Here is a 13,002-nt window from a genome sequence, read left to right as displayed (position 1 = left end):
CTTAGGCTGACATCTTATCCCTCAGCGCGTGATATTTTTCAATTTTTCGCCAAGGAGCCCTGCGGCAACGGAATTTGATCCAAACTCTGGTGCATTCTTGGGAACGGGACTAGATGCGTGAACGTGACCGGCTAACTGGGCATTCATTTTTTGTACTAGGTCAAGCAAATCACAAAGCACCTGCAGGACATTTAGCCCTTCTGACCCCAGCCACGTCTTGGGCGCCTTTAAGCTCTGGCTTACCGCCGCCAAACTATCCCGCACCCCCTCAATCCTTTCCTCCATATCGCCACCCACCGTTGCGTTGTGCTTCTGCCCCACCACCAGGTTTAAATCCCGCCCGGTCGCCTGGTGCAAGTCATCCACCGCCGCCAGGCTCGCAGATCCGCCCGACAACAGCTTGAGCGCGCCCAGGGCTTCAAGCGTCTTGATGCCCCCAACCGACTCCGTTGAATGGTCGTCCACGGTCCTGGTGTGGCTCTGGAACCGCTCAGTGTTGCCCATCGCCTCCACTTCCCGCTCGATCGCCTTATCCAGGATCTTGCCGTCAGTCTGGCGCAGCCAGTTGCCGTCCGCGTCGACACGCTGCTGACAGGCTTCGCTGTGCTGCCACACCTGGTCACCCTTCGGCACGCTGGGCAAGCTTAGCCCGTGGGGCAAAATGGTTTGGATATAGGGCTTGTGCGGCAGGCCGTAGGCAAAGCACACCACAACTTGAGTGCCTTCCTCGGGGAACGCATAGATGCCCATCTCTTCGCCACCGGTGGGCAGTGGCAGCGGCACGCCGGCCAGGATCGGCAGCTTAGGATCTGGCTCGCCATCCTGCCCCATGACCTCGATGTCGACCGCATAGCGTGGGCGGAAGTCGTCGCAGATCCCGGCGCCGGCGGGCGCATCGGCAACGGCGACAACCCGGGCAAAGCGTGGCAGGTGGTAACCGCCGGTTAGTTCGGGGAATTGTCGTTCTACGCTGCGGCGGATTGCGTCGTCCATCGGATGGCCATCTGGTTGTCGATGAGCGCCACACTGGTGATGCGCTCGCCGTGGTTGATCGTTGCACCTGGTCGCAACCCTGGAAGGGCTGCAATCATCGCGCTCTGGTTGCCCTGGTAGTCGTCGAACAGCTCCACCGGCAGCTGCAGCGGCGAGCGAACGCCAAAGAAGCTGTCGGCCCAACTGCCCACGAACACTTCCCCGCCGCCCTGCTGCTGCCAGATGAAGTCGGGGATGTTGAAAACCCGGGCCAGGCTGTCCATGGCTTGATAGCCGGCGGCCAGGCTGTAGAAAAACGGCGCCTTGACGCTGGCATACGGCTGTTCCGGGACGCGGAAGCGCAAACCAGTATGCTTGCCGATCTCGACCAGGACGGCGCGCAGGTCAACGTGACGCAGGTTCAGCGGCAGCGGGTTGGCCAGGATTGCGGCCAGCTCGCGACAGAACAGCACCTGCTGGGTGCTGCTGGCCGTGCTGCTGCGCTCGACGTAGCCAATGAAGTGTCGCTGCAGCGTGCTGCTGTTGTAGCCGATATCGAGCGTCACCAGCCCCTTGACCGGCGCCGTCGCCTGAATGGTGAACGTCGCCCGGCCTGGGCTTTTCGCATCCAGCCGAACTTCGTTTTTGACCAGAACGTAAGGCGCGCCGCTGATGGTCAATTCCTTGTGCAGCTTCATTCCTTGGGACTCCCGCCCAACCAGGTATCCACTTTTTTCAGCGTGGCTTCGAAACCGGTCAGTTCTTCGGGGCCACCAGGCGTGTCGCCGCCGGCGCCGCCGACCGCACCGCCCGGGCCAGACTGCGCCGTCACCGCGTTGCCCGATCGGCGCCCTTCCACTTTTTCCGGATTGGAGAGCTTTTCGGTCAGGGTGAACTGGATCAGCCAGCCGCGCAGGTTGTCATCTTCCCGGGCGCTCACGCCTTCGGTGAACGTCACCTGGCGCATGCCAAACGCGGCGGCGGTGTCGTTGACGATTCGGTACGTCTTGAGCTGGCCACCGCCGGCGGTTGCTTCCACCAGGCGCATCAGGTCGCGCAACTGCACCTGGTCAACGAAAGGAATCATCAGGCTGACGGTCAGGGTTTTGGGCTTGAATCCCTTGTGCCCCTTGTCGGTGTTGCTGGTCTGGCCTGACAGATCGTCGCTTTCAATCCGCAGGTTGCCGGTGACCTTGAGGTTCTTCCCGCGCACCTCTTGCCCGTCGAGTAGCAGCGTCATAGGCCCACCAGTTCACGGACAAAGCTCAGGCCTTGCTCAGATCCCACCAGCAGCGCGCCGGCGCAAAGCACCCATTCATGCCCGGGGGGATCACCTACCAACAGCGCCTGGCGCAACTCAGTGGCGTTGCCCGGGCCGATCAGGCGCGCACGCATGCTGCTGTCAGCGTTGCCGCCGGCCAGCAGGGCTTTCAGATCGGCCAGCTGTTGGTCACGGCCCTGTTGCTGGGCGGCCTTGCGGCTGGCCAGGTCAGAGAGTGCCGCCATGGGCGAGCTGTCGGCGGCGTAGCTCTCCAGGACGGCAATCTGGCCGGCCATGGATTGCTGGGCGGCTTTGACCACTGTGCAGCGCTCCAGGGGCAGCGACTGCCAGCGCGGCAGGGTGCCGGCGTCGGGGATCTCCCACTTTTCCGTTTCCAGTTTCGAAAGGTGGCGCGCTCGGCGTTCGGTTCGCACCAGGTCAGGCATCGGCAGCAAAGCGTTGAAACGCGCCAGGCTGTCGGCCAACTGATCGAAACGAGTGGCCAGGAACAGAAGGCACAGCGCGTGCTGGGGGGTGTCGGGCCGGCCTATGTCGCTGACATCCACCAGCTTGCCGGCAAGGTGCTGCAGCAAGTTCGGTGCAGACAGAAAACGCTGATAGCCACGGCCTTGGCCAACTCCACTTTGAAACGGCGTCACCACCAGGCAGGCCGGGGCCTCGCCCATTTGATCGGCGAGTGCGCCACGACCTGCAGCTATCGCGCCCTGGGCAGCATCACCCACCGGCCCCGGGTTGGTCGTGGTCTTGCCATTGAGGTCCGACAGGCGTTTAGCGGTGCTGGCCAGCTCGCCGCCGGCGAGACTCTGCGCGTCTGCCAACTGGTCCATCCATTGAGTAGCCTGTTCTGGCCAGCGCATTTTCACTGCATTCCAGGTCATGCCGGCGGTGCCCATTTGATGGCCTTCATTACCTTGAGCTTCTTGTCCCTGAGCGCGGTCGCCAAGTCCTGCTTGAGGTTGTCGGCGTGCTGCAATGCCGCCTGCTTGAAGCGCACCAGGTCCTGGCCCACCAGGTGCAATTGGGCAGCCGTATGGGGACGAAAGCCTTTCACCAGGTTGGCGTCGAAACAGGCATAGCTGGCATCCAAACCGCTCAACACCATGCCGGTGAGATTGATTTGATCGTCCATCTGGCTGGCGTAACGGTAAGGGGCGCCCAGGGCGCTGGAGACAAATCCGCTTTCGATATGGTGGTTGCAGCCGTCGTTGAGCTCCTGCAGCTTTTGTTCATACAGCGCGGCCAAAATCGCGCCGATATCGTCCACCCATTCGCCATTCTTCCAAACCTGATCAGGCCCCGGCTTTTTCGTGGTGTAGCCGTTTGGGATCGGTCCTACGCCATTAACCGTCAAGGGTTCGCCCGTGGTGATGCTGTATACGATCAGGCCCTCGAAGTAATCGACGATGACCCACTTACCGTTGCTCCAGCAGGCGGCTTTGTTGGCCGGGATCTTGGGTGGCGCGACTTCCACACACCCGCCAGGAATCAGAAATACGCCCGGTTCAAGGGGGGATTCTTCTGCCTCAGCGGTACCAGTAAAGAGCCCCAGGCGATCGGTTTGGAACACAGTTTTGGTTTTCATAGGAGTCTCAATACTTAATGCAGTAGATAAATGCGATGTTCGGCGGACGTGACTCATTACCACCCGAAGCGGCTACCGTGATGTTGTGGGAGTGGGCTCCCGCTGGCTGTGTGGTCGATAGCGCATTACCTACGTTTGCAGGACTGACATAGCCGCCGGAACTGTTGTTGCCCGAAGCAGCCTTTAGAAGACCGTGAGTATGTTCACCCTGTGCATCGCTTGACGCGGCGTGTGTATGTGAAGCGTTTTGACTGTCTTGAAAGGTGCCTAAATTGCGGCCGGCGTCGAACCCTCTGCCCTCATCGAGGCCTCGGACAAATAAGCCTCGCAAGTCAGGCAAGTTAAAGGTGCTGGCCCCGTCACCGGCACCGTAGTAAGTGCCGATCTGCGCAAAAAGAGCCGCGTAGGTAGTTCGAGAGACAGCTGCACCATTTGCCCTGAGGTAGCCAGCAGGTATGCCGGACATTGCGAAAATGAGGATGGCGCCGGCAGGCACGATGCTGCTGGGGTTCAGGTTCCCGGTATGGAACAAGGACTGACCGTTCCAACAGAGGTCGCCATTTCTGTCCATCGCCAACTGGCGGCCGTAACGGCCGCCCCAGTGAAAGGTAATCGCCGGGGCGTAAGCGAAGTCTGTCTGGCCATCTCCGACTTGTTGTACTTCGCGTATCTCCAACGCCCCGCCCTGACCGTTGACCCCACCTGGGGTAGGTGCTGCTAATGAGGGTCTTTGCTGCGATACCTTTCCAACCAACAGCACGTTGGTTATCCCGTATCCCTCAGCCGTAGTGGCGTTGTTCGCTTTCGAGTCAGGATTAAAATTGTGCTCGGTCCAGACCTTTTTATCCGACCACAACAAGCCGCCGGTGCTGTCCATTCCGAGTTCATGAGCTCGAACACCGCCCCAGTGAAAAAGAATCCTTGGCGCATAGGCATAATCACTTGAGGCACTGCCATTTTCTTTGGCTTCCCGGATCTCAATCGCACCGCCGCCAGTAGCAAAACCACCCGTACTCGGCGAAGCAAAACTAGGGCGTTGCTGCGTTGTGCGTCCGGTAATCAAGGCGTTGGTGATGCCATAGCCCTCTACCGTGGTCGGCTTGCCGCTGGTGATCTTTGACCAGTCCAACACAGGGATATCTGCGGGTTGGAGGTATTCGCCAAAAGTCACTAGGCCCTTGGAATTCACCGTCACCTTGGTGTATTTCCAGGACGCCACAATGTCAGGCATCGTGACGTTGATGTTCACATCCGCCGTACCGTCAAACGTCGCACTACCCGTGCCGACACCGCTGATCGAGACTTTGCGGGCGGTTTCCAACTGCTTGGCCTTGCCCGCCGGTGTCGTGCCGTCGATCAGCTTGTCGATCGCTTGCTGCAGGACTTTGCGAGCGCCAGATACTGCCTTGGTGGTGGCCAGAATTCTGCTGCTGTCGGTGCCGGCGTCGTCGCTGATGGCGTTGGGTAAATTACCCAGCTCTACGTCGTCCTTGGTCGTTGCCCGGGCGCGCAGCTGGGGATAGTCACCGACACGGGCAGCCAGGTGCTGTATCAATGGGCCGGTGATCGGTTCAACCGTCCGAAAATCAGTGATTTCAGAGGTCTTAACGTACGCCAGAGCAATGAGGTAATGCCGAACGTCGGCGCTGTCGGTGTAGTCAACCCCACCGTATGCCACTGTCCAGACGGCCATCGTGTCGTTGCGTTCTCTGCGCAAAGAAACATCGAGGTAGACCGGTGAAGGCATCGCCGGCAACGTAATCGGCAAAGTGTTGGCTAATTCGATGCGGATTCCGTCAACGTAGGCCAATCCCGGTTTGATTTGGTAGGCGTTACCGACCTTTTCAACCTGGAACCCGTCGCTAAAAAAACATGCCCGACCGAAAATATCGCGATTACTCCGGCGCTCGCGCTCGTCGATTCCCTTTAGCCGAATCGTAAAGTCGTGCTGCCAGGTCTTGGCGTCGATGGTGACGCCGGTCAGCGCCTGGGCTCCGTCGAACACCACCATGATGTTCCGGGTGAGGTTGTTGCCCAGCTGCAGCGGCGGAATGTTTTTACGCTTCTGCTGCAGCGGCATGTAAGCCACGGCCAGCAACACGTCCTCGGCGGTTTCCAGGCCGATCCAGTTCCAGTCGAAGTCCCCGATATCACTGCCCAGCATCGAGCTGTACACCACCTGGTTGGGGTTCACATACCCCACGTTTTGCTGGGGGATGGCGTAGCTGTGAACGATCTGCGATGCCGGCGGCTTTACTGCAGCACGGTTCACAGGTGCGTTCGGGTCCAGGCCTGGCACGTTGGCAAAGATGAAGCGCACGACATCGAGGCGCTGTTGCGATCCCAGTTTCTGGGCGATCAGGCTTTCACCTGCGAGGGTAATACTGGCTCCCACGGGAGGCTCCTACAGGCTGGCAACCAGCGTTTGCTGGTCGTCGTTGAAGTCCACCGCGACAATGTGCAGTGACACGGGGGTGATGGTTACGAAGTCATAGCGCCGGCAAGTGCGGCCGTATTGCTGAACCAGGACGCGTAACAGCTCCGGGTTTTGCGATAGCTGGGAGTCGGAGAGGCGCAACAGCACCACGTCCCAATCCCGCTCTGGCATGCGTTCCTCGATCTCGACATAACCCACGCCGAGGCGCTGCAGAATGCGTTTAAGCCCAGCTGTGCTGCCGGCATCGACGGCGTTGATAAAGGCGAACTTGACCCGCAGGCGGTACAGGTTTTCCGGCTCGTCCTTGAAACGGCTAATATCCCGCTGCCAGGCCAACAGATCGAGAATCGTCAGGTGGCAGCTCTCGGTGTCCATCTGCAGCAATGGCCACTGCATCCAACCTTCAACTCGCTCCCACCACGCCTGGCAAGCGGCCTTGAGCTTGGCCAATTGCGGGCCATCCAACCAGAACGGCAAATTGAGCTTGATCATGGCAACACCACCTGCAGGCTGCTGATCCGTGGAATGGTCAGCTCTGACACGATGTCGGCGTTATCGAAGTGCAGCGACTCGATGCCGGGGAACTGCTGGTGGAGTTCTTCGGCCAGGCGACTGAATGAAAAGCGCGCCTGGGGATAAGTCAGGGTCGGCTGATAGTCACCGGTGCCACTTTCACGAAAGGCCGCACGAATGAATAACTCGGCCTCGGCCTGCAGTTTGGCGCGTTGTTCGGTGGTCAGTGCAGGACGTGGCCACAGCGTTACGCTCAACTTATGCAGGGTCTCAGGCATCACCAACACCAACAGATCGTCGCCGTGGCCATGGTTGCCCTGGTCACGGATATGGGCGTTGATTTGCTCCAGGTAGGCCGCTGCCGGCACGTCCGCCTCAAACAGTACATAGGCGTTCGCACTGCCGGGGCCACGTGGTGCGCCGTGCAAGAAGTAAACGCCATCAGGCCGTACCGCCGGGAACGCGGAAATCATCGCCCGATAGACTGCATCGGTGTGCCACTGGTTGACCGCCGAGAACTGGTTGCGCACCCGCAAACGCAGCTGATCGTCAGGCTCAGGACCTGCACCTGGTGCAATCAACCAACCGTCGGTGTTGACCACCTGGACGATGCCCGGAATCGGCACAGGCAAAATCGCGTAATAACCCGGGGCCAGGTTGAAACCACTGCCAACCTCTTGGGCCTCGGCCGGGACTTCCAGCTGCAGCACGCCGTCGGCAAAGGTCACCGCCTGGGTGGTGACCAACTGGTAAATATGGCTATTGATGGCTGCTGACTGCACCTTAATGCCGGCAGGCATCTGCAGCACGCCGCCGGCAACGTCGCGGGTGAACAACAGCATGCCCTTGGCCTTGGTGGCGCCTTTGCGCTCGACGTTGACCGCCCAGGCCAGCATGTCCAACCACTTGTCGCGGGCGGTTTTCACAAAGAAGTTGGGCAGGACGGTGCCACTGATAAAGCTGATCAGCCACATGACGGGCTTGGTCACCAGGGCAGTCATCACCCGCCAGAACGGCGAATAAGCGCTGGTGTTGCTCATCTCGCTGCCCTGGGCCGCTACTTCCTTTTCCCAGGCCTTACGCAAACCGTCCTCGGTCACGGGAATGCCGGCGTCGGCGAGTGCCTGTTTAAAATCTACGTCGCTCACAGGGTCACCTCGATGTCGCCAAACTTCAGCGTTTTGGCCGTGACCAGGTACTGGCCGGACTGCACCTGGTTAATCAGTGCGGTGCCCGGTACCAGGCGTTCGTCCGCCTCCACCAGCAGTTCCAATTGCTGGATGCAGTCGCGTTGACGCAGGCGGCTGCGCTCAGCCACCAGCGTTACCAGCAGGCCGCTTTCGCGGATCATGTGCGCGATGTCCTGGGCGATGCTGGCCCGGTCCTCAATCAGCAGCGGCTGACGTGACGGGTCCAGCACCAGGTCGTTGTCGATGATCAGCAGGTCGATGTATTCGCTCATCCACCCACCGCCATGGCCAACATGCCTTCCAGCTCCAGCGGGTTCATCGGTTTACCGGTGTGAATGTTGACGTTCTCCACGTGGGTGCCCTTGTTCTGGGTTTGGTTGTTGTTCTGGATGCTGCTCAGCAAGCCGCCCCGGGGCACGGCATCGGGCCGTTTCGGTGACAGGCTGGCCACAGAGCCATTCATGCGTTGCTGGCTTTGCTCGGCCTTTTCAGTGGGTGCCGGCGCCGTCACCAGTGCCGGCGGCTGCTTCGGCTGCGGGATGTTGAGCTGCGGCCCGATCGGCACCGGTGTCTTCAAGGCAGGCGCGGCCACGAGTGCCGGCGCGGTGCGCGGGGGCTCGGGTGCCGTAAGGGGCTGCGGAATAGGCGCCGGCGTTTTCGGTACCGGGGCCAGGACAAACGCTGGCGGCTGTGCCTGGGGCTGCAATGCGTTGAGCGCGGGCATGGCCGGCGCGGGCGTCTTCTGTGCGGCAGCCATCACCAGGGGCGGCGCTTGGATGGTTTGCTGGGGAGCGCTCACCAGCTGCGGCAGCAACGGTGCCTCGACCGTCGGTGCAGTGATGGTTGGCAGTTGCGGTGCCGACGGCATGTCGCCAAACGCGGCATCGATCTGCACGCCCGGGATCTTGTTCAGCATCTCGATCAAGCCATTGATGGCCGACTTAAAGATATTGACGATGCCGTCCCACGCGGCGCTGGCCATGCCCGACCAACCGCCCATCGAGTCGAACCAGTCAGACAGCGCCGTAAGCTGGGCACTGACCCACTGGAATGCTTCGCTGTTGAGTAGCGCACTGGTCCATTCGTCCCAGTAGATGATCGCCGCCGCCACAGCAGCGACCAGGGCGACAATGCCGACCACAACCCATGTCACCGGGTTGGCCAGTAGCGCGGTATTGACCAGCCAGATCGCGCCCTGCCACAGCAGCATCGCGCCCTTGACCAGGCCCATCCAGGCGACCATCAGCACCAGGCCCGCGACGAACCCGATCACCATAACTGTGTGATACAGGAACATCGCGATACTGCGCAGGCCGGCCATGGTCAGGACTTTCCACACGGTGACCAGACCCAGCCAGACCATTTTCGAGATACCCACGGTCAGCGTGAGCAACGACATGGCCGCAATGATCCCGAACACCACCAACGTGGTGATGCCGATCACGCGGGTGATGTTGGGAAACAACTGGGTCCAGCGGGTAAGCGTGGCAGCGATGCCCACCAGGCGATCCATCAGCGGCGTCAGGATCGGGATCAGCGACTGCCCGAAAGCGATACGCAATGCCTGCACAGCGGCGCCGAACTGTTGCCACGGATCCACCATCTGTTTGGCCATGCGCTCGGCGTTCTCCAACCCGTGCACATTGCCCAGTCGATCCATGCCGTTTTTCAGGCGGTCGGTGTCGCCCAGCAGTGTGGTGATCAGCCGCGCCGCTTCGCCGCCGAAGGCGTCACGCAGTTTTTTGCCGTTGGCCTCGATCGACAGGTCACCGAACTTGCCTTTGAGCTTGTCCAGGATGTCCATCATCGGCAGCAACTTGCCCTGCTGGTCGACAAAGGACATGCCGAGTTTTTCCGATGCGCCGCTGACGTTCTCAAAGAACGATTTGTAGAGGCCACCGGCCTCCCCGCCGTCCATGGTGCTGCCCAGCGTCCCCAGTACCGCCATTTGCTCGGCCAGGCTCACACCTGCAGTGCTGGCCAGGCCGCCGGCAGCTTTGAATGCCTCGCCGATCTGCTCGCCACTGGTACGAAACAGCTGCACTGCAGTGGCGGTTTGGCCCGCTAGGGTTTCCACCCACTGGCCCTTGCCCATGGCATCGGCCTGGCCCTTGAACAGGTTGTACATGGTGCCGACATAGGTGCCCATGGTGTCCGCGTCGGACTTGGTGGCCTTGGCCAATAGGTTGCTGGCGTTGGTGAAGGTGGCCAACTGACTGCCCGCCAGCCCCTTTATGGCTCCCTCAATGTGGTACGCCGAGGCCACAAAGTCCCGGGCGTTTTCTCCGTAGGCCACCGAAAACTCCAGCGACTTGCGATTCAGGGCGGTCAACGCATCCTCGGCCACACTCAGCGATCGGACCTCGCCCAGGGCGCGGTTCATCTCCAGGGCGGGTTCCAGCGACTGGGTGATGGCCACACCGGCGCCTACCAAGCCCGCCAGGCCAAGGCCCATGGTCTTAATGTGCTTTTCGCTCTGTTCTGCCAGGTCAGAAAAGCCCATTTTCACCTTCCCCAACGGGGCAGTGACCTTATCGGTCAGGCTCAAAATGAAGGCCAGGCGGGCGCTTTGGTCAGCCATCTGTGTTTATCCGTTCAATGCGTGGGCGATGCCGTTGGCGATGGCGATTTCCATCCGCCGCCAGTGTTCGTCCTCAAGCCACTTGGCCGTGCCCATCACCTCGGCGGTGGGCTCGGCACCTGGTAGCCAGCGACCGGCCAGGGCCACCAACTGGCCCAGGCCGTTTTCGGTCAGTCGTTCGGCGTGGTCGAGGGCTTTTTTACGGTGACTTCAACGTCTGGGCTGTATTCCTCCAGGAGCGCGCCGGCCAGCTGCATGACCAATACCGGGTTGCCCAGCATCGGCTTGAGGGAGGCGCGTTCTTCCTGCTTAACGGTGTTAACCAGGAGGTTGTTCGCCGGTGCGACCTTGTTGGTCTGGGTCACGGCGTTGAAGTACTTGGTCACGTCCTGCGGAGTCAGCTCGAAGGTGAATTCCTTGTCGCCGACTTCCAGGGTGATTTCACGTTTATCGGTCATGCGTGTTGCTCCGGTCAGGGTTTAAAAGTGGGAAAACGTCAGCGCTGGCAAACCCGGCGCACGTGGTCCTGTAGGCCCAGGATCATTTGCCGACTGAGGGCGAGCTGATCTCTGAGGGTGAAATAATTTTGTCGAGCGTCTTCTGTGAGTTCGGCGGATCCGCCATCAGCCAAGCCGCCGGCGCCGGTGGTACCGGACGCGGGGACGCTGCAGGTGGCGTTGAGCTGCAGCCGCTTACGGCCAGCGCGAACAGCGAGGCGCAGGCCGTCGTTTTCGATGCGTTCATCGTTCAGTTCCTGGGTGCGTTGAAGATCAATAGCGTCCCGCTCGGCCAACATCTCGCCGCTAACACGCGCCGCTTCGCGCAGGCCGGTGACTTCGAACAGCGCTGCATCGCGCTCGCTGCGGGCGATATCGCGCTGACCTTCCAGCAGATCAAAGGCGAACCAGGCCACCAGGCACAGCACCAGGGGGAAAATGGCTTCGCGCATTACAAGCCCGCCTTGCACAGTTGCGCTTCGGCCAACCGGCGCCGGTGCAGGCCTCGGACAAATTCCTTTTGCCCCGGGCCGGTGGTGACGTAGGCCCACACTGGGGTTTTGCCGTCAGCGGCCCACGCCAGTGCGTTGCATCCGTCCTTGATGCGCCCGGCATTGATCAGCGCGACAGCCCGACTGGCGCAGGTGCTGGGCACGCCGAAGTTATGGCTATGGCTGCTCAGCGCGTCGAAGGTGTTCTGGCCCACGTCCTGGTTGGTGATGCAGTCGGCCAACTGCAACTGGCCCTTGCTGATCACCAGCTGTTCCACCTCGTCGCACCGCGCGTCTGACCAGTAGTCACCGACCACCACCGGATAAGGGCTGGTATGGCGGGTGATGCCTTTGCACACGGTCGGCAGGCCCTGGGCGAGCTTGTCGGCATACACGGTGTTCTGGCCGTTGCCTTCCCAGGTACCGAGGAACACCACCAGCGTGGAGCTGCAGAGCGCAATCGCGCCGGCGGCGATCTTGCCGCGCAGGCTCATGGGAACACCACGCGAAGCAAGGTTGGGCCGATCATCTGCAGCACGGCCCACAAGGTGCTGGCCACGGCCAGCGCCCAGGTAATTTTGGTGCCGAGGCCGGACACAACGCTGGTCAGCTTTTGCTGGCCCTCGTTGAGTTCCGAGAGTTGGCCAGCCAGGTGTTCAAACTGCTGTTCCAGCTTGGTGACACGGGTCGGGACTGTTTCCATCTGGCCCACGCGGTGTTCGACCACCGCCATTTTTCGCTCAAGGCGCCCCAGGCGAGCGAAGTTCGCCGCAAGGTCGGGCGTGGTTGCGTCGGTCATCGGCGGCTTCTCCGCTCGGTAAGTGTCTGGCACGGCGTACAACGGGTGATTCCGCCCAGAGCCTGGCGCTTGACTGGGATCTGCTCGTCACAGTCCTGGCAGTGGCTGCGGCTCGGCCCCGAGGGGCGCGGACGTGCCAGCTGGGCCTGGATTGAACGTTCGCGCTCCAGTTCCTCGATCGCTTTAGCGTCGTCGAGCCAATCGCCCATCAGCTAATGCCCTCGATTTCGGTAGCGTCGAGGTACGGCACGCCATTGATGCGGATAAAGTCCGGGCTGGTGACCTCAAACGGCACCTTGTGCTTGGTCTTCTCGCCGCCCTTGGGATCGATGCTCAGCAGGCTGGAGACCTTCAACTTGCAGCCGAAGGCCTCAATGCGCAGCTCGTCGTCGCCGGCCTTGGCAAAAAACACCGCGTCGAAGGCCTCCAGCTTGCGAAAGCTGCCAGCAGTGCGGGCCGCTTCGATCAGCAGATTGAAGTTGGTGGAATCCAGCTCCAGGTCGCCCGCAGCTGCCACGTCGCCGTCGACGTAGCCGTCAGGCACGCCCCGGGTTTGCGCGGTTTTGCTGTTGTCGGTGATATCCAGGGTGCAGCTTTCGACGTGAACCAGCATGTCGCCCAGGTTCACGTCGAAGTTCTTGCCGCCAATACGTGACAT

At 61.1% G+C, this 13,002-nt stretch carries 17 protein-coding genes; all 17 read right to left on the bottom strand.

Going from position 1 to position 13,002, the window contains the following annotated elements:
- Window positions 1-21: 21 nt before the first annotated feature.
- From FPT15_RS13465 to FPT15_RS13390, 17 genes are read right to left on the bottom strand one after another with little or no spacing between them, the layout of a single operon-like run.
- Window positions 22-993, bottom strand: a complete 972-nt coding sequence (locus FPT15_RS13465) for a hypothetical protein (protein WP_145161724.1) — start codon at window positions 991-993, stop codon at window positions 22-24.
- Entirely contained in the window at window positions 966-1,670 is a 705-nt protein-coding gene (locus tag FPT15_RS13460) for a hypothetical protein (RefSeq protein ID WP_145161723.1), read from the bottom strand. Before FPT15_RS13460 ends, FPT15_RS13465 begins: the two co-directional genes overlap by 28 nt.
- Window positions 1,667-2,212: a DNA-binding protein gene (locus FPT15_RS13455; RefSeq protein ID WP_145161720.1), complete on the bottom strand. Its 546-nt coding sequence runs from the start codon at window positions 2,210-2,212 to the stop codon at window positions 1,667-1,669. Before FPT15_RS13455 ends, FPT15_RS13460 begins: the two co-directional genes overlap by 4 nt.
- A complete protein-coding gene (locus tag FPT15_RS13450; RefSeq protein WP_256676447.1) occupies window positions 2,209-3,147 on the bottom strand; it encodes a hypothetical protein in 939 nt (312 codons plus the stop codon). Before FPT15_RS13450 ends, FPT15_RS13455 begins: the two co-directional genes overlap by 4 nt.
- On the bottom strand, window positions 3,129-3,836 hold the full coding sequence (locus FPT15_RS13445; RefSeq protein ID WP_145161717.1) for a hypothetical protein: 708 nt from the start codon (window positions 3,834-3,836) through the stop codon (window positions 3,129-3,131). Before FPT15_RS13445 ends, FPT15_RS13450 begins: the two co-directional genes overlap by 19 nt.
- A 7-nt stretch (window positions 3,837-3,843) precedes the next feature.
- Entirely contained in the window at window positions 3,844-6,231 is a 2,388-nt protein-coding gene (locus FPT15_RS13440; RefSeq protein ID WP_145161714.1) for a phage tail protein, read from the bottom strand.
- 9 nt (window positions 6,232-6,240) lie between these two features.
- Window positions 6,241-6,765, bottom strand: a complete 525-nt coding sequence (locus FPT15_RS13435) for a phage tail protein (RefSeq protein ID WP_145161711.1) — start codon at window positions 6,763-6,765, stop codon at window positions 6,241-6,243.
- Entirely contained in the window at window positions 6,762-7,934 is a 1,173-nt protein-coding gene (locus FPT15_RS13430) for a baseplate J/gp47 family protein (RefSeq protein WP_145161708.1), read from the bottom strand. The genes FPT15_RS13435 and FPT15_RS13430 overlap by 4 nt, the downstream gene beginning before the upstream one ends.
- Window positions 7,931-8,248, bottom strand: a complete 318-nt coding sequence (locus FPT15_RS13425; protein WP_094949954.1) for a DUF2590 family protein — start codon at window positions 8,246-8,248, stop codon at window positions 7,931-7,933. The genes FPT15_RS13430 and FPT15_RS13425 overlap by 4 nt, the downstream gene beginning before the upstream one ends.
- A complete protein-coding gene (locus tag FPT15_RS13420; RefSeq protein WP_145161705.1) occupies window positions 8,245-10,557 on the bottom strand; it encodes a phage tail tape measure protein in 2,313 nt (770 codons plus the stop codon). Before FPT15_RS13420 ends, FPT15_RS13425 begins: the two co-directional genes overlap by 4 nt.
- A gap of 6 nt (window positions 10,558-10,563) precedes the next feature.
- Entirely contained in the window at window positions 10,564-10,707 is a 144-nt protein-coding gene (locus FPT15_RS29775; RefSeq protein ID WP_371132008.1) for a hypothetical protein, read from the bottom strand.
- 20 nt (window positions 10,708-10,727) lie between these two features.
- A complete protein-coding gene (locus FPT15_RS13415; protein ID WP_063033540.1) occupies window positions 10,728-11,015 on the bottom strand; it encodes a putative phage tail assembly chaperone in 288 nt (95 codons plus the stop codon).
- A gap of 38 nt (window positions 11,016-11,053) precedes the next feature.
- A complete protein-coding gene (locus tag FPT15_RS13410) occupies window positions 11,054-11,506 on the bottom strand; it encodes a lysis protein (protein ID WP_145161702.1) in 453 nt (150 codons plus the stop codon).
- Window positions 11,506-12,039, bottom strand: a complete 534-nt coding sequence (locus FPT15_RS13405) for a lysozyme (protein ID WP_145161699.1) — start codon at window positions 12,037-12,039, stop codon at window positions 11,506-11,508. The genes FPT15_RS13410 and FPT15_RS13405 overlap by 1 nt, the downstream gene beginning before the upstream one ends.
- Window positions 12,036-12,344 carry a hypothetical protein gene (locus FPT15_RS13400; RefSeq protein WP_178119689.1) on the bottom strand — a complete coding sequence of 103 codons (309 nt, stop codon included), beginning with the start codon at window positions 12,342-12,344 and terminating at the stop codon, window positions 12,036-12,038. Before FPT15_RS13400 ends, FPT15_RS13405 begins: the two co-directional genes overlap by 4 nt.
- Complete coding sequence (locus FPT15_RS13395) at window positions 12,341-12,553, bottom strand: TraR/DksA C4-type zinc finger protein (protein WP_145161696.1); 213 nt, start codon at window positions 12,551-12,553, stop codon at window positions 12,341-12,343. The genes FPT15_RS13400 and FPT15_RS13395 overlap by 4 nt, the downstream gene beginning before the upstream one ends.
- On the bottom strand, window positions 12,553-13,002 hold the full coding sequence (locus FPT15_RS13390) for a phage protein (protein WP_145161693.1): 450 nt from the start codon (window positions 13,000-13,002) through the stop codon (window positions 12,553-12,555). The genes FPT15_RS13395 and FPT15_RS13390 overlap by 1 nt, the downstream gene beginning before the upstream one ends.

The organism is Pseudomonas sp. RGB (assembly GCF_007713445.1).
In the GTDB taxonomy this organism is placed as follows: Bacteria; Pseudomonadota; Gammaproteobacteria; order Pseudomonadales; family Pseudomonadaceae; genus Aquipseudomonas.
The sequence above is the reverse complement of the archived record's forward strand: the minus strand, read 5'-3'. Positions and strand labels throughout refer to the sequence as shown.

What these genes read in the sequence shown, in the direction of transcription:
- FPT15_RS13465 (WP_145161724.1), bottom strand. Translation starts at nt 993, where the DNA reads ATGGACGACGCAATCCGCCGCAGCGTAGAACGACAATTCCCCGAACTA.
- FPT15_RS13460 (WP_145161723.1), bottom strand. Translation starts at nt 1,670, where the DNA reads ATGAAGCTGCACAAGGAATTGACCATCAGCGGCGCGCCTTACGTTCTG.
- FPT15_RS13455 (WP_145161720.1), bottom strand. Translation starts at nt 2,212, where the DNA reads ATGACGCTGCTACTCGACGGGCAAGAGGTGCGCGGGAAGAACCTCAAG.
- FPT15_RS13450 (WP_256676447.1), bottom strand. Translation starts at nt 3,147, where the DNA reads ATGGGCACCGCCGGCATGACCTGGAATGCAGTGAAAATGCGCTGGCCA.
- FPT15_RS13445 (WP_145161717.1), bottom strand. Translation starts at nt 3,836, where the DNA reads ATGAAAACCAAAACTGTGTTCCAAACCGATCGCCTGGGGCTCTTTACT.
- FPT15_RS13435 (WP_145161711.1), bottom strand. Translation starts at nt 6,765, where the DNA reads ATGATCAAGCTCAATTTGCCGTTCTGGTTGGATGGCCCGCAATTGGCC.
- FPT15_RS13425 (WP_094949954.1), bottom strand. Translation starts at nt 8,248, where the DNA reads ATGAGCGAATACATCGACCTGCTGATCATCGACAACGACCTGGTGCTG.
- FPT15_RS13420 (WP_145161705.1), bottom strand. Translation starts at nt 10,557, where the DNA reads ATGGCTGACCAAAGCGCCCGCCTGGCCTTCATTTTGAGCCTGACCGAT.
- FPT15_RS13415 (WP_063033540.1), bottom strand. Translation starts at nt 11,015, where the DNA reads ATGACCGATAAACGTGAAATCACCCTGGAAGTCGGCGACAAGGAATTC.
- FPT15_RS13410 (WP_145161702.1), bottom strand. Translation starts at nt 11,506, where the DNA reads ATGCGCGAAGCCATTTTCCCCCTGGTGCTGTGCCTGGTGGCCTGGTTC.
- FPT15_RS13405 (WP_145161699.1), bottom strand. Translation starts at nt 12,039, where the DNA reads ATGAGCCTGCGCGGCAAGATCGCCGCCGGCGCGATTGCGCTCTGCAGC.
- FPT15_RS13400 (WP_178119689.1), bottom strand. Translation starts at nt 12,344, where the DNA reads ATGACCGACGCAACCACGCCCGACCTTGCGGCGAACTTCGCTCGCCTG.
- FPT15_RS13395 (WP_145161696.1), bottom strand. Translation starts at nt 12,553, where the DNA reads ATGGGCGATTGGCTCGACGACGCTAAAGCGATCGAGGAACTGGAGCGC.
- FPT15_RS13390 (WP_145161693.1), bottom strand. Translation starts at nt 13,002, where the DNA reads ATGTCACGTATTGGCGGCAAGAACTTCGACGTGAACCTGGGCGACATG.